Annotated in this window: 24 protein-coding genes; 19 read left to right on the top strand and 5 right to left on the bottom strand. The window is 66.1% G+C overall.

The genetic code is table 11. From position 1 onward, the window contains the following. Positions 1-15 precede the first annotated feature (15 nt). Positions 16-645 (top strand): 3-isopropylmalate dehydratase small subunit, encoded by a 630-nt coding sequence (leuD, locus tag J4O76_RS08765; RefSeq protein ID WP_056489099.1) that lies wholly within the window; start codon positions 16-18, stop codon positions 643-645. Continuing rightward, on the top strand, positions 608-1,606 hold the full coding sequence (locus tag J4O76_RS08760) for an NADPH:quinone oxidoreductase family protein (RefSeq protein ID WP_426281343.1): 999 nt from the start codon (positions 608-610) through the stop codon (positions 1,604-1,606). The genes leuD and J4O76_RS08760 overlap by 38 nt, the downstream gene beginning before the upstream one ends. A 23-nt stretch (positions 1,607-1,629) precedes the next feature. Here J4O76_RS08760 and J4O76_RS08755 read toward each other — a convergent pair whose 3' ends face one another. Then, entirely contained in the window at positions 1,630-1,773 is a 144-nt protein-coding gene (locus tag J4O76_RS08755) for a hypothetical protein (protein WP_156362377.1), read from the bottom strand. A gap of 161 nt (positions 1,774-1,934) precedes the next feature. Here J4O76_RS08755 and J4O76_RS08750 point away from each other — a divergent pair, with 161 nt between their 5' ends. The 6 genes from J4O76_RS08750 to nadA all read left to right on the top strand — a co-directional run bounded on the left by J4O76_RS08750 (position 1,935) and on the right by nadA (position 5,652). Next, complete coding sequence (locus tag J4O76_RS08750; protein ID WP_056489104.1) at positions 1,935-2,258, top strand: DUF1476 domain-containing protein; 324 nt, start codon at positions 1,935-1,937, stop codon at positions 2,256-2,258. 1 nt (position 2,259) lies between these two features. After that, complete coding sequence (locus tag J4O76_RS08745) at positions 2,260-2,490, top strand: BolA/IbaG family iron-sulfur metabolism protein (RefSeq protein ID WP_056489106.1); 231 nt, start codon at positions 2,260-2,262, stop codon at positions 2,488-2,490. 11 nt (positions 2,491-2,501) lie between these two features. Then, positions 2,502-2,825, top strand: a complete 324-nt coding sequence (gene grxD / locus J4O76_RS08740) for a Grx4 family monothiol glutaredoxin (RefSeq protein WP_056057434.1) — start codon at positions 2,502-2,504, stop codon at positions 2,823-2,825. A gap of 249 nt (positions 2,826-3,074) precedes the next feature. Then, on the top strand, positions 3,075-3,932 hold the full coding sequence (locus J4O76_RS08735; protein WP_426281341.1) for an MBL fold metallo-hydrolase: 858 nt from the start codon (positions 3,075-3,077) through the stop codon (positions 3,930-3,932). Continuing rightward, on the top strand, positions 3,914-4,639 hold the full coding sequence (locus tag J4O76_RS08730) for a DUF4230 domain-containing protein (RefSeq protein ID WP_253070842.1): 726 nt from the start codon (positions 3,914-3,916) through the stop codon (positions 4,637-4,639). The genes J4O76_RS08735 and J4O76_RS08730 overlap by 19 nt, the downstream gene beginning before the upstream one ends. Positions 4,640-4,668: 29 nt before the next feature. Further along, positions 4,669-5,652, top strand: a complete 984-nt coding sequence (nadA, locus tag J4O76_RS08725; RefSeq protein WP_056057445.1) for a quinolinate synthase NadA — start codon at positions 4,669-4,671, stop codon at positions 5,650-5,652. Positions 5,653-5,737: 85 nt separating this feature from the next. Here nadA and J4O76_RS08720 read toward each other — a convergent pair whose 3' ends face one another. Beyond that, entirely contained in the window at positions 5,738-5,890 is a 153-nt protein-coding gene (locus J4O76_RS08720) for a hypothetical protein (RefSeq protein WP_167397683.1), read from the bottom strand. A 166-nt stretch (positions 5,891-6,056) separates the two neighbouring features. Between J4O76_RS08720 and nadC the strand changes: the two genes are divergently transcribed. From nadC to J4O76_RS08690, 6 genes are all read left to right on the top strand, one after another. Next, positions 6,057-6,908 carry a carboxylating nicotinate-nucleotide diphosphorylase gene (gene nadC, locus J4O76_RS08715; protein WP_426281339.1) on the top strand — a complete coding sequence of 284 codons (852 nt, stop codon included), beginning with the start codon at positions 6,057-6,059 and terminating at the stop codon, positions 6,906-6,908. A 52-nt stretch (positions 6,909-6,960) separates the two neighbouring features. Continuing rightward, the gene (locus tag J4O76_RS08710; RefSeq protein WP_056057452.1) at positions 6,961-7,419 is read left to right on the top strand and encodes a hypothetical protein; all 459 of its coding nucleotides are present in this window, start codon (positions 6,961-6,963) and stop codon (positions 7,417-7,419) included. Then, positions 7,416-8,129, top strand: a complete 714-nt coding sequence (locus J4O76_RS08705; protein WP_426281338.1) for a ribonuclease T2 family protein — start codon at positions 7,416-7,418, stop codon at positions 8,127-8,129. Before J4O76_RS08710 ends, J4O76_RS08705 begins: the two co-directional genes overlap by 4 nt. A gap of 577 nt (positions 8,130-8,706) precedes the next feature. Beyond that, the gene (locus tag J4O76_RS08700) at positions 8,707-10,701 is read left to right on the top strand and encodes an autotransporter assembly complex protein TamA (protein WP_426281337.1); all 1,995 of its coding nucleotides are present in this window, start codon (positions 8,707-8,709) and stop codon (positions 10,699-10,701) included. After that, a complete protein-coding gene (locus J4O76_RS08695; protein ID WP_426281336.1) occupies positions 10,698-14,849 on the top strand; it encodes a translocation/assembly module TamB domain-containing protein in 4,152 nt (1,383 codons plus the stop codon). The genes J4O76_RS08700 and J4O76_RS08695 overlap by 4 nt, the downstream gene beginning before the upstream one ends. 38 nt (positions 14,850-14,887) lie before the next feature. Then, a complete protein-coding gene (locus tag J4O76_RS08690; protein ID WP_426281335.1) occupies positions 14,888-15,889 on the top strand; it encodes a glycoside hydrolase family 3 N-terminal domain-containing protein in 1,002 nt (333 codons plus the stop codon). Between the two features lie 313 nt (positions 15,890-16,202). On the opposite strand, the gene map is transcribed toward J4O76_RS08690, so the two are convergent. Together map and J4O76_RS08680 are read right to left on the bottom strand one after the other, a co-directional pair. Beyond that, entirely contained in the window at positions 16,203-16,976 is a 774-nt protein-coding gene (map, locus tag J4O76_RS08685) for a type I methionyl aminopeptidase (RefSeq protein WP_426281334.1), read from the bottom strand. Between the two features lies 1 nt (position 16,977). Further along, the gene (locus J4O76_RS08680) at positions 16,978-17,184 is read right to left on the bottom strand and encodes a ParD-like family protein (RefSeq protein ID WP_056055789.1); all 207 of its coding nucleotides are present in this window, start codon (positions 17,182-17,184) and stop codon (positions 16,978-16,980) included. 106 nt (positions 17,185-17,290) lie between these two features. On the opposite strand from J4O76_RS08680, the gene J4O76_RS08675 reads away from it, so the two are divergent. Genes J4O76_RS08675 through tatC form a run of 5 tightly spaced genes read left to right on the top strand, consistent with a single transcriptional unit; the run spans position 17,291 to position 20,282 of the window. Then, on the top strand, positions 17,291-18,013 hold the full coding sequence (locus tag J4O76_RS08675) for a segregation and condensation protein A (RefSeq protein ID WP_426281333.1): 723 nt from the start codon (positions 17,291-17,293) through the stop codon (positions 18,011-18,013). Then, a complete protein-coding gene (gene scpB / locus J4O76_RS08670) occupies positions 18,010-18,612 on the top strand; it encodes an SMC-Scp complex subunit ScpB (protein ID WP_426281332.1) in 603 nt (200 codons plus the stop codon). Before J4O76_RS08675 ends, scpB begins: the two co-directional genes overlap by 4 nt. Positions 18,613-18,647: 35 nt before the next feature. Next, a complete protein-coding gene (locus tag J4O76_RS08665; RefSeq protein ID WP_056055794.1) occupies positions 18,648-18,893 on the top strand; it encodes a Sec-independent protein translocase subunit TatA in 246 nt (81 codons plus the stop codon). Positions 18,894-18,931: 38 nt separating this feature from the next. Continuing rightward, positions 18,932-19,456, top strand: a complete 525-nt coding sequence (tatB, locus tag J4O76_RS08660; RefSeq protein ID WP_426281331.1) for a Sec-independent protein translocase protein TatB — start codon at positions 18,932-18,934, stop codon at positions 19,454-19,456. A 43-nt stretch (positions 19,457-19,499) separates the two neighbouring features. Next, positions 19,500-20,282, top strand: coding sequence for a twin-arginine translocase subunit TatC (tatC, locus tag J4O76_RS08655; protein WP_107953731.1), 783 nt, complete (start codon positions 19,500-19,502; stop codon positions 20,280-20,282). Between the two features lie 98 nt (positions 20,283-20,380). Here the strand turns inward: tatC and J4O76_RS08650 are convergent, their stop codons facing one another. Beyond that, positions 20,381-20,515 carry an entericidin A/B family lipoprotein gene (locus tag J4O76_RS08650; RefSeq protein ID WP_056055798.1) on the bottom strand — a complete coding sequence of 45 codons (135 nt, stop codon included), beginning with the start codon at positions 20,513-20,515 and terminating at the stop codon, positions 20,381-20,383. Between the last annotated feature and the right edge of the window lie 167 nt (positions 20,516-20,682).

Genomic DNA, 20,682 nt, shown 5'->3' with positions numbered 1-20,682 from the left:
GCGCACGGAACAGCGATGACTCCCGTCACGACCGTCTCGGGCCGCGCTTATCCCTGGGGCGCGAAGAACATCGACACCGACGTCATCATCCCGGCGCACTGGCTGAAGACGATCACGCGCACCGGCCTCGGTCGCGGTGCGTTCGAGACGGTCCGCGCGCAACCCGGCAACATCTTCGACGACCCGCGCTACGCCGGGTCGCCGATCCTCATTGCCGGCGATAATTTCGGCTGTGGCTCCAGTCGCGAGCATGCCGCGTGGGCGCTCGCCGACATGGGCATCACCGCGGTCATCGCGCCGAGCTTCTCCGACATCTTCTCTGGCAACGCGTTTAAGAACGGTATCGTCCCCGTCGTTCTGCCGCAGGAGGCGATCGATCGCCTGCTCGAAGTCGCCAAGGATCAGACCGTGACCGTCGACCTCGAGACGATGACCGTCACCACCCCGTTCCAGGACCGCTTCACCTTCGAACTCGACGCATTCCGTCGCCAGTGTCTCATGGAAGGGCTGGACGAAGTCGGCCTGACGCTGGCAAGGGATACCCAGATTTCGAAATTCGAGGAGGCGGTCGCATCGAATCGCCCCTGGACGACGGTGGAGAGCGGGTATGCGAGCATTGGTGTCGAAGGCAGTCGGCGGACCTGAAACTCTGGAAATGGTCGAGCTGCCCGATCTGGTAGCCGGCCCCGGCCAGGTCGTCGTCGCGGTCAAGGCCTGCGCGATCAATTTCCCCGATGTCCTGATCATCGAGGACAAATACCAGTTCAAGCCGCAACGCCCGTTCGCACCGGGCGGCGAGATCGCCGGCACGATCGACTCGATCGGCGAGGGCGTCACCGGTTGGGAAATCGGCGACCGCGTCATCGCGATGCTCGGCCACGGCGGCCTGTGCGAAAAGGTGATCGCCGACCCCGCCAAGCTCTACCGCCTCCCCGAAGGCCGCAGCTTCGCCGAGGGTGCCTCGCTGATCCTCACCTACGGCACGACGATCCACGCACTGCTCGACCGCGGCCACATCGAGGCTGGGCAGACGCTGCTCGTGCTCGGCGCAGCCGGCGGGGTAGGGCTCGCCGCGATCGAACTCGGCAAGGCGTTCGGCGCAAAGGTCGTCGCCGCGGTCTCGTCAGAGGAGAAGGCCGCCGCCGCCAAGTCCGCGGGTGCCGACGAAACGCTGATCTACGCCCGCGCCCCGTTCGACAAAGACCAGTCGAAGGCGCTCGCCGAGCAGTTCAAGGCCGCGGTCGGGCGCGACGGCGCGCACGTGATCTACGATCCGGTCGGCGGCGACTATGCCGAGCCTGCGCTGCGATCGATCGCCTGGGAGGGCAAGTATCTCGTCGTCGGTTTCCCCGCCGGCATCCCGAAACTCCCGCTCAACCTGACGCTGCTCAAAAGCTGCGACGTGTGCGGCGTATTCTGGGGGGCGTTCGCGGCGCGTGATCCAAAGGCGAACCAGGCGCACATCGAAACGCTGTTCGATCTGTGGGAAGCGGGAAGGATCGCGCCGCGCGTAACCGAGACATTTGCATTCGAGGACGGCGGCAAGGCCATCGCGAAGATGGCCGCTCGTGGTGCTATCGGGAAACTCGTCGTAGAGGTCGGCTGAGTACAGCCGCCTCTACAGGGGGTTCAAAACACGTTATACGCAACGGTGGCGATCGCCCCCCACATCGCTATCGACGCGAAAATTCCGTAGGCAAGCCCGTGCACGACCGGCGGTGTAGCGCGCGTCTTGGCCACGGAAACGGATGTCGGCTGGGATAGCGTCGTCATATCACTCTCCTATCCGTGCACTGTGTCACGTGATCGACTTATATATCGTTACAACCAGACCATAGTTCCAGTAGTTTTTGTACGTTTTCGTCGATTGTTGCGCGGGGGCTCCGTCCGACCTATCTCGGGGCCCACGACGAGACTGAACGGGGACCCGCGACATGACCACTTTCGACGACCGCGAACGCGCCAGCGAGGCGAATTTCGCGCGCGAGGAAGAGATGGCCTTCCGGATCACCGCGCGCCGAAATCGCCTGCTCGGGGGATGGGCGGCGCAGGAAATGCAGCTGACCCCTGAAGAGACGGACGCCTATGCGACTGCGCTCGTGCATGCCGACATGGAAGGCGGCGGCGACGACGATGTCGTGCGAAAACTGGTCGGCGACCTGACCGCGGCCGGTCTCGACCATGACGAGGCCACCGTCCGCCGCGCGCTGGCGCAGCAGATGATCGAGGCGCGTCGCCAATTGCTGGAGTCGCATTGATATGCCGATGGCTGCCAACGATATCGAAGCAATGATCAAGGACGCGATCCCCGATGCCCAGGTCGAGATCACCGATCTCGCGGGCGACGGCGATCATTATGCCGCCAAGGTCACCGCCGCCAGCTTTGCCGGGATGAGCCGGGTGAAGCAGCACCAGGCCGTCTATGCCGCGCTCGGCGGTCGGATGGGCGGCGTCCTGCACGCACTACAGCTTACGACCGCAATCTCCTGAGGACCGAAGACATGACCGACGATTCCAACGCCCGCATCGACGCCCTGGTAAAAGCCAGCCCGGTAGTCCTGTTCATGAAGGGCAGCCCGCTGTTCCCGCAGTGCGGCTTTTCCAGCCGCGCGATCGCGATCCTCAACCATCTCGAGGTCGAGTTCGAGAGCGTCGACGTGTTGCAGGATCAGGGCATCCGGCAGGGTATCAAGAGCTATTCCGACTGGCCGACCATCCCGCAGCTTTACGTCGATGGCGAATTCGTCGGCGGCTCGGACATCATGATGGAAATGTATGAGAGCGGCGAGCTGGCGCAGTTGTTCGAGACGCAGAAGGCCAACTGATCAAGGCACCGGGTGGGTGGATCGACGCGAGACCGGAAGGGAAAGCGGTCGATCCACCCTGTGAACGCGTTCGCGTTCGGTGACGGAGCAGCAGTTGCATGGCCTGTGCCACAACCCGCCGTTCGCAGTTTTGGCGACGTTCGATAGTTAACTCAGGTTTGGCCCGACGTCGGCCTGTAAGAGTTTCCGACAGCTCTCCGCGACTAACGAGGTCTTGCCATCGCCGCGTCGAGCCGCCATTTCGCATCCATGGCTGAGCATCCGACCGGTATCCCGATCCAGCTCGAGCCGCTCGTCGTTCGCGTGCTCGCGCCCAACGCTTCCCCCTACACCTATACGGGTACGCAGACGCATATCGTTGGCACGACTGATCTTGCCGTGATCGATCCCGGTCCAGATGATCCCGCGCATATCGACGCGCTGCTGCGCGTGATCGACGGGCGGCCGGTCGAGGCGATCGTCGTCACGCATCACCACCGCGACCATAGCCCCGCCACGCGTCCGCTCCAGTCGCTCATTGGCGCCTCGATCGTCGGCGCTGCGCCGTTCGACCTCGCCGACGCGGGTGCGCGCGCAGACGCGTCGTTCGATGTCGCCTACGCACCCGATCGCGTTCTCTCCGAGGGCGATACCGTTACTGGCGAAGGCTGGACGCTGGAGGCGATCGCGACGCCTGGCCACACCTCGAACCATCTCGCCTACGCGCTACCCGAGACGAAGGCGCTGTTCTCCGGCGATCACGTCATGGGCTGGTCCACGACGATCGTCTCGCCGCCCGACGGCAATATGACGGCGTACATGGCCAGCCTCGAAAAGCTGATGGGGCGCGACGACCGCGTCTATTATCCCGGCCACGGCGAGGCGATCGACAAACCGCAACGGCTCGTCCGCGGCATGCTCGGCCACCGCAAGCAACGCGAGGGGCAGATCCTTCGCCTGCTTCGCGAAGGCGCGTTGGCGATCCCGGCGATGGTCGAGCGCATGTATGTTGGTCTCGGCGCGCAACTCGTGCCCGCCGCCGAACGATCGGTGCTGGCGCATCTGTACGACCTGCAAACCCGCGGACTGGTTATTGAGGAAGGCGAGACATGGCGAACGACAGCGTGACCGAACCCGTACGCAAGAGCGGGGTGGCCCCGTTCCTGGCAAAGGCCGTCGGAATCGTCTTGATTCTCGTCCTCGCGGGGCTGCTCGTGCTCTGGGGGGTGCAGCGCTACGTCAGCGACCGGCTCACGCCCGATCCGACGACGATCGCCAGCGCGAGCCTCGAAGGACTGCGCGAGCAGAACCGGCTCTCCGCGTTCGCCGCGCGCTACGTCGCGGTCGTCACCTCGAAGCAATCGCAGCTCGGCTTCACGACCGAAAAGACGCTGATCATGCCCGGGATGGTCCGGTACGAAGTCGACATGGCCAAGCTGACCCAGTCGGATGTCGCGTGGGACGGCACTTCGAAGACGCTGTCCGTGCGCTTGCCCGCCGTCGAAGCCGATGGCCCGCAGGTCGATCTGAACGCGGTGCGCGAATATGGCTCGGGCGGCGTGCTGACGACCTTCACCGATGCCGAAAAGCGCCTCGACGCCGCCAACCGCCGTGCGGGCCAGATCGAACTGATCCGCCAGGCGCGCGAGCCCGCGATGATCAAGCTCGCGCGCGACGCCACCCGCCGTGCGGTCGAACGGAGTTTCGCGATGCCGCTGCGGGCTGCCGGAATCGACGCGACCGTCGCGGTCCGCTTCGCCGACGAGCCGACCGCGAATACCGAACGCTGGGACACCTCGCGCTCGCTGCAGGACGTGCTAGGGAATCGTCGCTAGAAGACGGGCGCTAAACTCGGGATACGACCATGGAATTGAAGCAGAACTTCGCCGGCATCGACATACGCGCCGAGATCGAGCGGCTCCGCAAGGAAAAGAACGCCGTCATCCTCGCGCATTATTATCAGAAGCCCGAATTGCAGGATTTGGCCGATTTCGTCGGCGACAGTCTCGACCTGTCGCGCAAGGCGGCTGCGACTGACGCCGACGTCATCGCCTTCTGCGGCGTACGGTTCATGGCCGAGACCGCCAAGATCCTGTCGCCCGACAAGATCGTCGTGCTTCCCGACATGGACGCCGGGTGCAGCCTCGAGGACAGCTGCCCGCCCGAGCAGTTCGCCGCCTTCCGCGCGAAGCACCCCGATCACATCGCGCTGACCTACATCAACTGCTCGACCGAGGTGAAAGCGCTCTCCGACATCATCGTCACGAGTTCGTCGGCGGACACTATCCTCGCGCAGATCCCACCCGAGCAGAAGATCATCTTCGGCCCCGACCGCAACCTGGGCGGTTACCTCGCGCGGAAGACCGGCCGCGACATGCTGCTGTGGCCGGGCGTGTGCATCGTCCACGAGGCGTTCAGCGAGACCGAGCTGATGAAGCTTAAGGCGCAGCATCCCGGCGCGCCCGTCGTGGCGCATCCCGAATGCCCGCCGATCATCCTCGATCACGCGGATTATGTCGGCTCGACGCGCGGCATCCTCGATTATGCGCTCGCGATGCCCGGCGACACGCTGATCGTCGCTACCGAGCCGCACATCATCCACCAGATGGAAAAGGCGCTCCCGAACAAGCGCTTCATCGGTGCGCCGGGTGCGGACGGCAACTGCAACTGCAATATCTGTCCGTACATGGCGCTCAACACGCTCGAAAAGCTGTACGTCGCGCTACGCGATCTCTCGCCGCGGATCGAGATCGAGGAGGGCCTTCGTCTACAGGCAAAGAAAAGCCTCGACCGCATGCTGTCGATGGCATCGAATACCGTGGGGAAGGGTGATCTCGGGCCGAAGTGAAGGCCCGTTTCGGTTGGTCGTCGATCGGGCTGGATGATGCCAGCCCGACGCGGTCAGATCACGAAGCGTTAAGATCAGGGGGCGCTCAGAGCGCCGGGACGTCGGCACCGCTCAACTGGGCGAGTGCCTGGTCGATATGAATGGCAGCCAGCGGCAGCTGTAGCGTGTCGGCCAGCGTAAGAGCTTCGTCCAGCAGGGCATGCAGGCGTGCGGTATCGGCCATCGTGGTGGTGGGCATAAGAATATCCTCGGTAGTGATCGGCAAACCCTCGACGTCTCGAATGGTTCCTATACCGGAAAAATAATTCGATGAGTCGAATGAACCGTGAAGTCACTGTTCCGACCGTCTCTTTTTTGGCACCGCGCGCCGAGCATATTTTCGACGAACAATCCGGAGACGACAGGTGAAGACAGCATTGCCCGAGTCGTTCGATATCGACGCCTTCGTCGCGGCAACGCTGGCAGAGGATCTCGGCACGATCGGCGACATAACCTCGGCCGCAGTGATTCCCGCCGACGCACGGTTCACCGGGGTGATGGACAGCCGCGATCCGATCGTCGTCGCCGGGCTCGATCTCGCCGACGCGTTCTTCCGCGCGCTGGACCCGGGCGTGCGGATCGAACGCCTCGTCCGCGACGGGCAGCAGGTGACGGCCGGCACCGAACTCATGCGGCTCGAAGGGGCAGGGCGCGCGATGCTGACGGCAGAGCGATCCGCGCTCAACACCGTCCAGCATCTGTCGGGAATCGCGACGATGACGCGCGCGTATGTCGACGCGATCGCGGGCACGGGCGCGATCCTGCTAGACACGCGCAAGACGATCCCGGGCCTCCGCGTACTGGAGAAATACGCGACGCGGATGGGCGGCGCACAGAACCACCGCATGGGTCTGTGGGATGCGGCGATGATCAAGGATAATCACGTCGCGGTTGCCGGCGGCGTTGCCGAGGCGGTCCGGCGCGCCAAGGCGGCGGGGATCGCGCAGATCATCGTCGAGGTCGACCGCATCGACCAGATCGAACCGGCGCTGGAAGCGGGCGCAACGCACCTGCTGCTCGACAACATGCCGCCCGCGATCTTGCGCGAGGCGGTGACGCTCGTCGCCGGTCGTGTCCCCACCGAGGCATCGGGCGGTGTCAATCTCGACACCATCCGCGCGATTGCTGAATCCGGCGTGACCTATGTGTCGGTCGGCCGCTTGACGCAGTCGGCGCCCGCAGCAGATATAGGGCTGGACTTCGCGACCGTCGAATAGCTCCGCCAGATCCGGCGCGGGCCTTCGGCTGGCCAGGTCAGGGAGTAGGACCATGATCAGGCCGGTTGCCATCGTTCGCTACGAGCGCCTCTATTGGGCGGCGTTCATACTGGATACGATCGTCGCGGCGATGACCTGGACGCAGCGCGAGGCGATCGTCACCGCCTATCCGGTACTCGCCAAGGCGACGTGGATTTTGCCGACGTTCCAGGCGATCGGGATCGCGGTGACGGTGCTGCTCTGGTACTTCACCGCGCGTGCGCCGAGCGTCGTCGCGAAATGGGTGGTCGTGATCCTCGCGGCCTTGTCGACCTGGGCCGCCGTCCAGGCGCTTGCGACGCTCGCGACCGGAAGTGCGATTGTCGGCACCGCATCGATCCTCTCGCTCATCGCAGAAGCACTCTACGTCGCCGCCGCCGTCCACCTCTTCCGGCCCGGCAGCAAAGCCTGGTTCGGTCAGGACGACGACGCCGATTTCGACACGGATACCGACAGAGGAAACGTCGCATGATCTCCAGGCTGACCCTCGCCGCCGTCGCGATCGCACTGCCGAGCGTCGTGCAGGCGCAGGCTTATCAATGCTCGACTCCCACGTCGGTCGAGCGCGTCCGCCCGGACCTGCCGTCGGAGAGCCAGCCGAAGCGCGATATCCCGATCGGCAGCTATACGCTCGCGATCACCTGGGCGCCGCAATATTGCCGTGAGAATGGCGATCGGACGGGCTCGACCTTCCAGTGCGGGGCGGGGAATCGGTTCGGCTTCACGCTGCATGGGCTCTGGCCGGACGGGGTCGGCAAGGACTGGCCGCAATATTGTCATGACGCCGAGTTCGTACCGCCTCCGGTGATCCGTGCGCATCTCTGCACGACGCCGTCCGCGCAGTTGCTCCAGCACGAATGGGCCAAGCACGGCACCTGTATGCCCGGCTATCGTCCGGCGAAGTATTTCAACCAGTCCGCCGGGTTGTACGGTAAGCTTCGCTATCCGGACATGGACGCGTTGTCGCGTGCGCCACTGACTGCAGGCCGGTTCGCGGCTGAGATGACGGGCGTGAACCCCGGCCTGAAGGCTGACATGATGCGGGTTACCGCGACGAAGCAGGGCTGGCTCGACGAGGTCTGGATCTGCCTGGATCGCCGCTTTCGGTATCGTCGTTGTCCGGTGCATCAGGGCGGGCTGAACCCGAGCGCACCGCTTCAGATCTGGCGTGGGAGTCGGTAGTCTAGACGAGGTAGGTGGCCGCTAAATAAGCATGGCACGGGTAAATCAGCATGGTACGGGAGCCCACCCCACATCCCGTTCGTGCTGAGTAGCGACCGAGTAGCTCCGTCAGGAGCGTATCGAGGGCGCGTATCGAAGCATGGGTCTCACGCGCCAACCTGTCCTTCGATCCGCCGTCTCGATACGCTCCGTTGGAGCTACTCGACGGCTACTCGGGACGAACGGGAGATGGGCGGGCGAACGCCCTCTACCGCCGGTCCCTCAACCAAACCAACACCGCCGCCAACACGCCAACGCCCGTCCCAACCAGAAACCCCGGCGTCGCCTGCCCGATTGCAAACCCCACCCCCGCACCACCCAGCATCCCCAGCGCGACAAGGAACCCGCCCGCAGCGCTCGGGTCCTTGTGGGGGGGCAGGGTGTCGCGGGAAGTCGGTTCGGCCATCGCCATGTCCTGCCACGCGCAGCCATGGGACGCCAGCCACACGCCACATCTGATCCGCCGCCCGGACGAAACGTGGCGGAAATACGGCGTTAGATACTGTTCCGCAACGACAAGCCCGGCTAGGAGCCGGACATGGTGTTCCGCGTCGGGCGAGCCGGGCCGGCCGCCGCCTTTTTCGTTCTGACGACAGCGGGTGCCCTACCTTGCGCGGGCATACGTGCCGCAGGAGCACAAACCGCGCCCGTGCCGGCGCAAACGCAAGCAAGCTCGACCGCCGACACACCGATGTCGCTCGACCCCAATTCGCCGCTCGCCCCGCTCCCCGACATCGGCGTCGCCTGGCCCGATCTCGCGACGTCGCCAATGGACCCGGCCGCCACCGTCGCCGCGGTCGATGCCAATGCGGAGAGCCGCTACGCCTGGCGGATCGACGGCATAGACGGGGTCAACGACGCGCTGCTGCGACAGCGGTTCGCGCAGCTATCGACGCTCGACGCGAACGACCACCAGGCCGCCAACGCCGCGCAACTCGATCGCCGCGCCCGCGAAGATGCCGACCTGCTCAACAGCCTGCTCCGCGCGGAAGGCTATTATGACGCCAACGTCGTCACGCGCGTCGAGCCGGGTGCCAAGCCGATGGTCGTGCTCTCGGCCACCCCCGGCACGCTCTACAAGTTCAAGGGCGTGACGATCGATGGCATCGCCGCGGCAGGCGACAAGGCACCGGGGCTGACGACTGCGTTCGGGATCAAGCCCGAAGACCCGGTCAATTCCGATGCGATCGTTGCGGGGCAGGCCAAGCTGACGACGCAGATCGGGCGCGAGGGCTTTCCGTTCGCCAAGGTCGGCGATCCGGCCATCGTCGTCGACCACGCCACCCGCACCGCGACGCTCGACCTGTCTGTCCAACCCGGCGGTGCGCGCAAGTTCGGACAGGTCGTCGCGCTACCCGGCAATCGGGTGTTCGGCGCGGACCATGTCGCAGAGATCGCGCGCTTCTCGCCCGGCGACCTGTACGATGCCGCCAAGCTCGACGACCTCCGCCGCGCGCTGATCCAGACTAGCCTCGTCTCCGCGGTCGATCTTAAACCGGTGCAAGGCGCGACACCCGATACCGTCGACATTGCCGTAAAGCTTGATCGCGCGCCGCCGCACACCGTCGCGGGCGAACTCGGCTACGGCACCGGCGAAGGCGCGCGGGCGGAACTCAGCTGGACGCACCGCAACCTGTTCCCGCCCGAAGGCGCGCTGACGCTGCGCGGGGTTCTGGGAACGCAGGAACAGCTCGGCTCGGTCGTCTTCCGCCGCAACAACTTCAAGGCGCGCGACCGTGTGCTGACGCTTCAGGCGTCCGCCGCGCATACCAACCGCGACGCCTACGACGCGAAGACCTATTCGCTCGCGGGTACGCTGGAGCGCCAGACCAACATCTTCTTCCAGAAGACCTGGACATGGTCCGTCGGTGCCGAACTGCTCGCGTCGGACGAGCAGGATGTGATCCTCTCGACCGGCGCTCCACGGCGCCGCACCTTCTTCATCGGTGCGCTGCCGACCAGCCTCAATTACGACGGCTCGGACGATCTGCTCAACCCGACCAAGGGCTTCCGCCTCGGCGGCCGGATCAGCCCCGAAGTGTCGCTGCAAGGCTCGGTATTCGGTTATGCCCGCACCCAGTTTGACGGCAGCGTGTACCAACCATTCGGTGACCGCGTTGTCCTCGCCGCGCGCACCAGGCTCGGCACCATCGTCGGCGCCCCACGCGATCAGGTCGCGCCGTCACGCCGCTTCTACGCCGGCGGCGGCGCGTCGGTGCGCGGCTATGGCTACCAGTCGATCGGCCCGCGCGATCCCAACAACGACCCGATCGGCGGCCGCAGCCTCACCGAATTCTCGATCGAGGCGCGCGTCCGCGTTCTGGGCAGCTTCGGCATCGTGCCGTTCCTCGACGCGGGCAATATCTACACTTCGCCGCTGCCGAAGTTCACCGGGCTGCAATACGGCACGGGGATCGGCGTTCGCTATTATTCGAACTTCGGCCCGATTCGGCTCGACGTCGGCACACCGATCAACCCGCAGCCCGGCGACAGCCGCATCGCCGTCTACGTCTCGCTGGGGCAGGCGTTTTGACCGAGGACCTTCCCGCACCGAAGCGTCGGATAGCCTGGTGGCGCTGGATCGTCGGCGCGGTCCTGGGGCTTCTCGCGATCGTCGGAGCGGCGTTGCTGATCGTCGACACCGATGTCGGCCACCGTTTCGTCGCGGACCGCATCGCGGCGATCAAGACCGCGAACGGACTGCGCTTCACGGTCGGTCGGATCGACGGCTCGCTGTACGGCGACACCCGCCTGACCGATCTCCGCGTGTACGATCTCGAAGGGTTGGTCTTCCAGGCGCCCGACGTCACGCTCGACTGGTCGCCGTTCGATTGGTTCTCGAACCGCCTGAGTATCCGCCGGCTGATCGTCGATCGCGCGATCCTGACGCATACCCCGCGCACGCGCCCGTCGAAGACGCGCGGCCCGATCCTGCCCGACTTCGACATCCATATCGGCAAGCTTTCGGTCGGCCGCCTCACGCTGGCCAAGCGCGTGCTCGGGACCGAGCGGATTGGGACGCTCGAAGGCCGCGCGGACATCCGCTCCGGCCGCGCACTCGTCGACCTCAAGGCCCGCGTTGCCGGCAGCGACGACCTGAAGCTCCGGATCGACGCCGAGCCCGCCCGCGACCGCTTCGACCTCGACGTCGCCGCAAAGGGGGCTGCGGGCGGCGTGCTCGCGCGGATGGTCAAGGCGAAGGGCCCGGTCGCGGTCGCGGTCGCGGTCACCGGCGACGGCAGCTGGGCGAAGTGGAACGGCCGCGCGAACGGCATCGTCGGCACGACGCGAGTCGTCGATCTCGCGCTCGCGCAGGTCGCCGGCCGCTACACGCTGTCGGGCACGCTCGCGCCGTCGTCGCTGCTGAAGGGCCGGCTGCAACGGCTGACCGCACCGCGCATCCTCGTCAACGGCAGCGCCGGGTTCGCCAACCGCCGCCTCGACGGCCAGCTCTCGCTGCGCACGCCCGCGCTGGCCGTCGACACGACCGGCATCATCGATCTCGCCGCCAACGCCTACCGCGACGTGCGGATCAAGGCACGACTGCTCCGACCCCCCGCGCTGTTCAACAACATGACCGGCAACATGGTCGAGCTTCGCGCGATCCTCGACGGCCCGTTCGCGACCGCCGCGTTCGACTACCGCCTCGATGCCAGCCGCTTCGCGTTCGACCAGACCGGGTTCGAGAACGCGCACGCCGCCGGCAAGGGCCGCCTGTCCGCGGCACCCGTAACCGTCCCAATCCGCTTCACCGCCGCGCGTGTGACTGGCGTTGGCACCGTCGCGGGCGGGATCCTGCGCAACCTGTCGGTCGACGGACTGCTCCGCGTGACGCCGACGCTGCTCACCGGCGACGCGCTCAAGCTCCGCTCGGACAAACTCACCGGCAGCATCAATCTCGCGGTCGACCTGCGCAACGGCCAGTTCGAGGTCGGCATCAACGGCGGGCTCGGCCGCTATCTGATACCCGGTCTCGGCATCGTTGACGTGAAATCGACCTTACGTGTCGTCCCCGGCCCGAACCGCCACGGCACGCGCGTGATCGGTCAGGGCAGCGCGCAGATTGTGCGGCTCGACAACGCGTTCTTCCGCAGCCTCGCGGGCGGACTGCCGCGGATCACCACCAACCTCGAACGCACCACCGACGGGGTGATGCACTTCACCAACCTCGTGCTGACCGCGCCGCAAATCCGGCTGACCGGCAACGGCTATCGGCGGCGCGACGGGACCTTCCATTTCGAGGGCGGCGGACGCCAGCAGACTTACGGCCCGGTGACGCTGAAACTCGACGGCCAGATCGAGAAGCCGACGCTCGATCTCGTCTTCGCCAGCCCGAACGCGACGCTCGGGCTGTCGAACGTCCGCGCGCATCTCGATCCGACGCCGCAGGGTTTCGCGTTCACCGCAGCGGGCGGATCGCGGCTCGGGCCGTTCACCACCAACGGCGCGATCCTGTTGCCGCCGGGCGCCGGTGCGACGATCACCATCGCCGCGCTGAACGTAGCCGGCACCAAGGCGAGCGGGAACATCGCGGTCGTCGATGGCGGCTTCAACGGCGCGCTCGCGGTTGCCGGCGGCGGCATTTCGGGCGAACTCCTGTTCCGCCCGGTCGGCCAGATCCAGCGCGTCGAAGGGCATCTCGCCGCAAAGGCCGCGACGCTCGACGGCATCGCGCTGCGCCAGGGCAAGCTCGATTTCGTCACGTTGCTCGATCCCGCCGGCACCTCGATCGAGGCGACCGCGACCGGCCTCGGCCTGCGCCGCGGCACGTTCAGCCTCGCGCGGTTCAACGGGTCCGCGTCGCTGCGCGGCGGCGTCGGCACGATCAAGGCATCGATCGCCGGCTCCCGCGGCCGGGCGTTCGATATCCAGAGCGTCACGCAGGTGACCGCCACGAGCTACGCGATCTCCGCGCAAGGCACGCTCGACGGCCGCCCGCTGAAACTGCTCACGCCGGCGGTTTTGACCCAGGAAGACGATGGCTGGCACCTCGCGCCGACCAAGCTCAGCTTCTCGGGCGGCGAGGCCCAGGTCGGCGGCCGCTTCACTGCCGCCAGCACCGCGATCGACGCCAGCCTGACGCGCATGCCGCTCGCGATCCTCGACATCGCTTATCCTGGCCTCGGTCTCAGCGGCAGCGCGTCGGGCAGCTTCACGATCGCGACCGCAAATGGTGCAGCCCCGACCGGCAAGGCGAACGTGACGATCCGCGGGCTCAGCCGCGCCGGCCTCGTCCTCTCGTCGCGCCCGATCGACGTCGGCATCGCGGCGGTGCTCTCCCCCGACAAACTCGGCCTGCGCGCCGTCATCGCATCGGCCGGCAAGACCATCGGCCGCGCCCAGGTCCAACTCGCGCCGCTGGGGCAGGGGGACTTGGCCTCCCGAATCAGCAACGCCCGCCTGTTCGGACAACTGCGGTACAGCGGCCCGGCCGACACGCTCTGGCGCCTCACCGGGGTCGAGCTGTTCGACCTGTCCGGCCCGGTCGCGATCGGCGCGGACGTCGTCGGCACGCTTGCCAACCCGACCCTGCGCGGCGTCGTCCAGGCCAACGGCGCGCGGATCGAGAGCGCGACCACCGGCACCGTCCTCACCAACGTCCAGGCGACCGGGCGCTTCGGTGGCTCGCGGCTCGTGATAGACCGGTTCGGCGCGGACGCGGGCAAGGGCGGCCGCGTCACCGGCACCGGTCAGTTCGAATTCGCCGCCGCCGCCGGGATCGGCCTCGACCTCGCGCTACAGGCCGACAAGGCGGTGATGATCAACCGCGACGACATCGGCGCGACCGTGACGGGGCTGCTGACGTTCAAGTCGAACGGCTCGGGCGGCACGATCGCCGGCGACGTCGTGCTCGACAAGAGCCGCTATCGCCTCGGCCAGGCCACCGCGGCCAGCGCGGTGCCCCAGCTCAACATCCGCGAAATCAACCTGCCCGACGGCGGCGAGGAAGTCGCTACCCCGACCAAGCCCTGGACGCTGGCGATCAAGGCCCGCGCGCCGAACCAGGTGATGGTCAGCGGCCTCGGCCTCACCAGTGAATGGTCGGCCAACCTCCAGATCGCCGGCCAGCCCGAGAACCCTGCGATCACCGGCCGCGCCACGCTGATCCGCGGCGACTACGAGTTCGCGGGGCGGCAGTTCGAGTTGGCGCGGGGCATCATACGCTTCGACGGTCAGGTCCCGGCGAACCCCGCTTTGGATATCGAGGCGAATGCGGACTCGACGGGCCTGAGCGCATCGATCCGCGTCACCGGCTACGCGTTGAAGCCCGAGATCGGCTTTACCAGCACGCCAGCGCTGCCCGAGGACGAGCTCCTCTCGCGGCTGTTGTTCGGCACCTCGATCACCAACCTGTCCGCGCCCGAGGCTCTCCAGTTGGCCGCGGCGGTCGCGGCATTGCAGGGCGGCGGCAGCGGTCTCAACCCGATCAACGCGGTGCGCCGCGCCGCCGGACTCGATCGCCTCCGCATCCTCCCCGCCGATCCGCAGACCGGGCAGGGCACCTCGATCGCGGCGGGCAAATACGTCACGCGGCGGCTGTATGCGGAGATCGTCACCGACGGGCAGGGCTATTCCGCCACGCAGGTCGAGTTCCAGGTTACCCGCTGGCTGTCATTGCTGTCGAGCATCTCCACGCTCGGCCGCCAGAGCGCCAACGTCCGCGTGTCGAAGGATTATTGACGGATGATCGCGCACGCCGGTTTCGCTAGGAAGAACGCATGAAGCCCGTCATCTTCGGCCTGTCCGGCCCCGTAATCACCCCCGCCGAGCGCGCATTCTTCGCCGAATGCGAGCCGGCCGGCTACATCCTGTTCAAGCGCAACATCGTCGACCGGGCGCAGGTGCGCGCGCTGACGGACTCGCTCCGCGCGCTGGCTGGACGCCAGGATCTGGCGATCCTGATCGATCAGGAGGGCGGGCGTGTGGCTCGGATGGGGCCGCCCGAATGGCCCGAATTCCCGGCAGGCCCGGTGTTCGATGCAGCCTATGAACGCGCGCCAATGACCGCGATCCACGCGGCACGTGCCAACGCGCAGGCGCTCGGCGTGATGCTCAGCGAGGTCGGGATCACCGTCGACTGCCTGCCGCTGCTCGACGTGTCGCAGTCGGACACCACCGAAGCCGTCGCCTCGCGGACGTTCGGCTCCGACCCCATGCGCGTCGCAGCCCTCGGGCGCGCAACGCTCGAAGGGCTGGCCGAAGGCGGCGTGGTCGGTGTCGTCAAGCACATGCCCGGCCACGGCCGCGCGAAGGTCGACACGCACCATCACCTCCCGACCGTCACTGCGACCGACGCCGACCTCGAGATCGACCTCGAACCGTTCCGCACGCTCAACCAGGCGCCGATGGGCATGACCTCGCACATAGTCTTCGACGCCTGGGATGCCGACCGCCCCGCGACGCTCTCGCCGATCGTGATCGACGAGATCATCCGTCGACGGATAGGCTTCGACGGCCTGCTGATGACCGACGACATCGACATGAAGGCGCTGTCGGGCACCGCCGGCGACAAGGCGGCGGGCGCGATCGCCGCCGGGTGCGATCTGGTGCTCGATTGCTGGGCGCGCATGGACGAGATGGTCGAGATCGCCGGGCGGCTTGGCGAAATCTCGGAAGCGTCGCGCGCGAGGCTCGATCGGGCAATGAAGTCGGTCGGCGCGGCCAAGGGTGATTTCGCGGAACTGACCGCAACGCGCGATGCGCTGTTGGCGCGCGCATGACCTGATTTGGTACGAGTAGCGCGCGTCTTTTCTCGCACCTCCCCGGCGAAGGCCGGGGTCCAATTGGAGAGGTCGCGGTAACGGGGCGCGATCCTCCGTTACCACCGTCCTCCAATTGGGCCCCGGCCTGCGCCGGGGTGGTGTTGGTGAAGGGACATCCCGTTCGTGCTGAGTAGCTGCTGAGCTTGTCGAAGCGGCGTATCGAAGGACAGGTTGGCGCGTGGATCCCGGGCTTCGACACGCACCTTCGGTACAGCTCTAATGAGTCTGCTCAGCACGAACGGAATGGGTTGAACGGTTGCGAACCCCGCGATCACCCCAACCCCCGAGCCCGCTCGTCCCCCCGCAAAGTCAGCACCTCGACCCCGTCGCGCGTCACCGCCACCGTATGTTCGAACTGCGCCGAAAGCTTGCCGTCGTCGGTCACTACGGTCCAACCGTCATCCTCGGTCGACACCTTGCGCGTCCCCTGGTTGATCATCGGCTCGATCGTGAACACCATTCCCTCGCGCAGCGTCATGCCGGTCCCGGCGCGCCCGAAATTGAGCACCTGCGGCTCCTCGTGCATCTCGCGGCCGATGCCGTGCCCGCAATAGTCGCGCACCACCGCATAGCCGTGCTTCTTCGCGTGCCGCTCGATCGCGAAGCCGATATCGCCAAGATGCGCGCCCGCCCGGACCTGCCGAATGCCCTGCCACATCGCCTCCTGTGCGACCCGCACGAGGCGCTTCGCGGCGGGCGGAACGGTGCCCACCATATACGTCTTGCTCGAATCGGCGATGAAGCCGTTCTTCTCCAGCGTGATGTCCAGATTGACGATGTCGCCGTCACGGATGACGTCGCGTAGGTTCGGCACGCCGTGACAGACGACGTGATTGATCGAGCTGTTCAGGACATATTCGAAGCCATATTGCCCCTTGCTCGCGGGCCGGGCGGCGAGGTCGTCGGTGATGTAGCGATCGACCATGTCGTTGACCTGCAACGTCGACAGCCCCGCCAACTCCTGCTCGTCAAGCATCTCGAACACCGACGCCAGCAACGCACCCGATACGCGCATCAGCGCCAGTTCTGCCGGCGTCTTCACCATCTCAGGCTGCCGTTTTGTCGGCAACGCGGACCGACGCAGCGGCGAGTTGCGCGGTGACGATATCGTTGAACGACAGAGTCGGGTTGGCCTCGGCGAGCATGCCGATCTTCATCCAGAACTCCGCCTGCGCATTGATCGACCGGCACAGTACCTGGCTTGCCCGCCGTGCATCCTCGTGCAGCGCGTCGTCGATCTTCACGATACCCACTCAAGCCTCACGTTCACCCTGACCATATGAAACGTTTACGGTCCGTATGGTCGGTCGTCAAACGTGGAGGGTGGATGCCCGGCAGCGTGCGCTGTAGCGTCCGGCGATGAACGATGCGCAACTGACCCTGGATCTCGACGGATGGGAGGGCCCGCTCGATCTGCTGCTCTCGCTCGCACGCGGGCAGAAAGTCGATCTGCGAAAGATCTCGATCCTCGCGCTGGTCGAGCAGTATCTGGCGTACGTCGACTCCGCGCGCGCGCTGAAGCTGGAACTCGCCGCCGACTATCTCGTGATGGCAGCATGGCTCGCCTATCTGAAATCGGCGTTGCTCCTCCCACGCGACCCCCTCGCCGAGCCCGACCCGGAGGAACTCGCGCTGCGACTGCAACTAAGGCTTGAACGCCTGAGCGCTATGCGCGAGGCCGGCGCGCGGTTGATGGCGCGCGACCGGACCGGGCGCGACGTGTTCCTGCGCGGCGCGCCCGAGGGTCTGCGGACGGTGCGTAAGGCCGCATGGCAGGCCGAGATCTTCGACCTGATCGCCGCGTACGGTCGCATTTCCGCGCGGACTCGTCCGGTCATGCATGTGGTTGCCGACCGCGAGGTGATGACACTGGAGGCGGCGCTTGAGCGCGTGTCGATGCTAGTCGGCGAACGGATCGACTGGAGCGTGATCGAAAGCTTCCTCCCCGAAGCCGGCGACGGTCTCCGGCGGTCGGCGCTGGCATCGAGCTTCGTCGCAGCGCTCGAACTCGCACGGCAGGGCAGGATCGAACTGCGCCAGGCGTCACCCTTCGCGCCGCTGTATCTGAGAGCCCGCGCGTGACCCCGCCCGATGACCTCACGCGCGCCGTCGAGGCGGTGCTGTTCGCGGCCGAGACTCCGCTGACGCTCGACGCGGTTCGCGCGCATGTCGGCAGCGGTGACGTCCGCGCGGCGCTCGATCAGCTGACGGCCGACTATGCCGGCCGTGGTATCGCCATCGTCCGACGCGGCGAGCGCTGGCAGTTCCAGACCGCACCGGACATGGCGCACATGCTCCGCCGCGACCGCGAGGAACCGCGCAAGCTCAGCCGCGCAGGGATCGAGACGCTGGCGATCATCGCCTACCACGAGCCCGTGACCCGCGCGGAAATCGAGGCGATTCGCGGGGTGCAGATCTCGAAGGGGACGCTCGACGTCCTGATGGAAGCGGGCTGGGTGAAGCCGGCTGGGCGGCGCGAAGTGCCGGGCCGCCCGCTGATGTTCGCGACGTCCCCTGCGTTCCTCGTCCATTTCGGGCTGCAGAGCCGCCGCGACCTGCCCGGAATCGACGATTTGCGCGCCGCCGGGCTGCTCGATCCGGTCGATCTGGCGTTCGATCGTCTCGAAGATGGCGAAGACGATCGGGAAGATGGCGAGGTGGCTGGCAAAGCGGCGGGATGAGGCTTAGATAGGGTTCAGTTTCCAGGAGAATTGCCATGGGCGGTTTTAGCCCGATTCACTTGCTTGTTCTCGCGGTCGTCGCGATCCTCCTTCTCGGCGGTGGCCGATTCTCGAACCTGATGGGCGACGTCGCCAAGGGCGTGAAGAACTTCAAGAAGGGCATGTCCGAGAACGACGACGAGACGCCGGCCAAGCCATCGGCCCGGATCGAAGCGCAGAAGACTGCCGATCCCGCGTTCGATCGCGACGGCAATCGCGTCCGCGACGACCGTCCTGCCTGAAGCCGGCAGAGTTGACGACCCTAGATAGGCGCGGCTGAATGTTCGATATCGCGCCCTCCGAGTTTCTGCTCGTGGCCTTCGTCGCGCTTGTCGTGATCGGTCCCAAGGATCTGCCCAAGGCGATGCGTGTGGTCGGCTATTGGGTCGGCAAGGCGCGCGGCGTCGCGCGGCAGTTCCGCTCGGGCTTCGATTCGATGGTTCGCGAGGCAGAACTCGAAGAGATGGAAAAGCGCTGGGCGTCGGAAAACGAACGCATCATGCGCGAGCATCCGCAGACGGGCACGGACTCGACGGCCGATACCACGCAGGTGGTGCACTCGCCGGAGACGGAGGAGCATCGCCGTGACTATCGGTCCGTCGATCATACCGACGAGCCGGTAATGGTCGAGAAGCCGGTAGTGACTGCCGCGTCCGGGCACTCTTCGCCGGTACCGTCCGAGCAAGAGCATAAGCCATTGGCGGATCGCGGTCCGGACCTGTTCGACGGACCGCTGGATACGCCGGCCGCGACCGCGCCCCATCCCGACGACAAGACCGGCAAGTCCGACGTGGCGTCATCGTGAACGCAGCGCCCGCGACTACCCTTCATAACGCCGAAAGCCAGACATGAGCGAGATCGACGAAAGCCGGGCGCCTTTGCTCGACCATCTGATCGAGCTGCGGCGCCGGCTGCTTTACTGCATCGCCGCGCTGGTCGTGACGTTCGCAGTGGCGATGTATTTCGCCGAGAACATCTTCGGCTTTCTGGTTCACCCGCTGCTCGCAGCAGGCCAGAACAAGGTTATCTATACCGAGATTTTCGAAGCGTTTTTCGTCCAGATCAAGGTCGCGTTCTTCGCCGCGATGATGCTGTCGTTCCCCGTGATCGCGAACCAGGTGTGGCAGTTCGTCGCGCCCGGCCTGTACAAGAAGGAACGCGGCGCGCTGCTGCCGTTTATCCTCGCGACGCCCGTGCTGTTCCTGACGGGTGCCGCGATGGCCTATTACGTCGCGATCCCGATGGCGCTGCACTTCCTGCTCGGCTTCGACGGGATGGTCGGCGGGATCCATCGCGAAGCGCTGCCGGCGATCGGCAACTACCTCTCGTTCACGATGCAGTTCCTGTTCGGCTTCGGCATCTCGTTCCTGTTGCCGGTCCTGCTGATGCTGTTGGAGCGGGCAGGGATCGTCACGCGCAAGCAACTGATCGGCGCGCGGCGCTATGCGATCGTCGCGGCGTTCGCGATTGCGGCGGTGCTGACGCCGCCGGATATCGGCTCGCAGCTGCTGCTCGCGATCCCGCTGGTGATCCTGTACGAACTGGCGCTGATCGGTATCTGGTTCACCGAGCGTAGCCGGGCGAAGGCCAAGGCGGTCGAAGGTGAGTCCACCGACATCGTCGAGAGCTGACCCGAGCCACGGCGCTTAGACAAATAGCAGTGCTAATACGAAAACGGGGCCCGGTGCATGTGCACCGGGCCCCGTTTCATTATCATAAGCGCAAAGGCTTACTTGGCGTTGTCCGCGGTCTTCGCGACGGTCTTGCCCGCCGAAGCCACGTCCTTGCCTGCGCCCTCGACCGTGTTGCATGCCGACACCATCAAAGCGCTGGCTACAATCGCCAGTCCAACCAACTTACGCATGATACTTCCTCCTAGAAGGGCTTGAATGCCACGGGAGGGGGAATGTTCGGGGGCGCCATTCGTTCCGCCGCTGGAACCAACGCCCGGCATGAAAAGGCAATTTTCGGAATAAAGGCCCGGCAGCATCACCAGGGGGGGAGGGTGTGCTACCGGGCCTGTGTTCTGGA

It is taken from the genome of Sphingomonas sp. NFX23 (assembly GCF_049887795.1).
In the GTDB taxonomy this organism is placed as follows: Bacteria; Pseudomonadota; Alphaproteobacteria; order Sphingomonadales; family Sphingomonadaceae; genus Sphingomonas.
This window is presented reverse-complemented; position numbering and strand designations above follow the sequence as displayed.

Excerpts from the sequence above, each read along its gene's own strand:
- J4O76_RS08665 (WP_056055794.1), top strand. The coding sequence starts at position 18,648 with ATGGGCGGTTTTAGCCCGATTCACTTGCTTGTTCTCGCGGTCGTCGCG.
- J4O76_RS08745 (WP_056489106.1), top strand. The coding sequence starts at position 2,260 with ATGCCGATGGCTGCCAACGATATCGAAGCAATGATCAAGGACGCGATC.
- J4O76_RS08735 (WP_426281341.1), top strand. The coding sequence starts at position 3,075 with ATGGCTGAGCATCCGACCGGTATCCCGATCCAGCTCGAGCCGCTCGTC.
- J4O76_RS08690 (WP_426281335.1), top strand. The coding sequence starts at position 14,888 with ATGAAGCCCGTCATCTTCGGCCTGTCCGGCCCCGTAATCACCCCCGCC.
- J4O76_RS08755 (WP_156362377.1), bottom strand. The coding sequence starts at position 1,773 with ATGACGACGCTATCCCAGCCGACATCCGTTTCCGTGGCCAAGACGCGC.
- J4O76_RS08750 (WP_056489104.1), top strand. The coding sequence starts at position 1,935 with ATGACCACTTTCGACGACCGCGAACGCGCCAGCGAGGCGAATTTCGCG.
- tatC (WP_107953731.1), top strand. The coding sequence starts at position 19,500 with ATGAGCGAGATCGACGAAAGCCGGGCGCCTTTGCTCGACCATCTGATC.
- leuD (WP_056489099.1), top strand. The coding sequence starts at position 16 with ATGACTCCCGTCACGACCGTCTCGGGCCGCGCTTATCCCTGGGGCGCG.
- J4O76_RS08760 (WP_426281343.1), top strand. The coding sequence starts at position 608 with ATGCGAGCATTGGTGTCGAAGGCAGTCGGCGGACCTGAAACTCTGGAA.
- J4O76_RS08720 (WP_167397683.1), bottom strand. The coding sequence starts at position 5,890 with ATGCCCACCACCACGATGGCCGATACCGCACGCCTGCATGCCCTGCTG.
- J4O76_RS08705 (WP_426281338.1), top strand. The coding sequence starts at position 7,416 with ATGATCTCCAGGCTGACCCTCGCCGCCGTCGCGATCGCACTGCCGAGC.
- nadA (WP_056057445.1), top strand. The coding sequence starts at position 4,669 with ATGGAATTGAAGCAGAACTTCGCCGGCATCGACATACGCGCCGAGATC.
- J4O76_RS08675 (WP_426281333.1), top strand. The coding sequence starts at position 17,291 with ATGAACGATGCGCAACTGACCCTGGATCTCGACGGATGGGAGGGCCCG.
- grxD (WP_056057434.1), top strand. The coding sequence starts at position 2,502 with ATGACCGACGATTCCAACGCCCGCATCGACGCCCTGGTAAAAGCCAGC.
- J4O76_RS08710 (WP_056057452.1), top strand. The coding sequence starts at position 6,961 with ATGATCAGGCCGGTTGCCATCGTTCGCTACGAGCGCCTCTATTGGGCG.
- tatB (WP_426281331.1), top strand. The coding sequence starts at position 18,932 with ATGTTCGATATCGCGCCCTCCGAGTTTCTGCTCGTGGCCTTCGTCGCG.
- map (WP_426281334.1), bottom strand. The coding sequence starts at position 16,976 with ATGGTGAAGACGCCGGCAGAACTGGCGCTGATGCGCGTATCGGGTGCG.
- J4O76_RS08730 (WP_253070842.1), top strand. The coding sequence starts at position 3,914 with ATGGCGAACGACAGCGTGACCGAACCCGTACGCAAGAGCGGGGTGGCC.
- J4O76_RS08700 (WP_426281337.1), top strand. The coding sequence starts at position 8,707 with ATGGTGTTCCGCGTCGGGCGAGCCGGGCCGGCCGCCGCCTTTTTCGTT.
- J4O76_RS08650 (WP_056055798.1), bottom strand. The coding sequence starts at position 20,515 with ATGCGTAAGTTGGTTGGACTGGCGATTGTAGCCAGCGCTTTGATGGTG.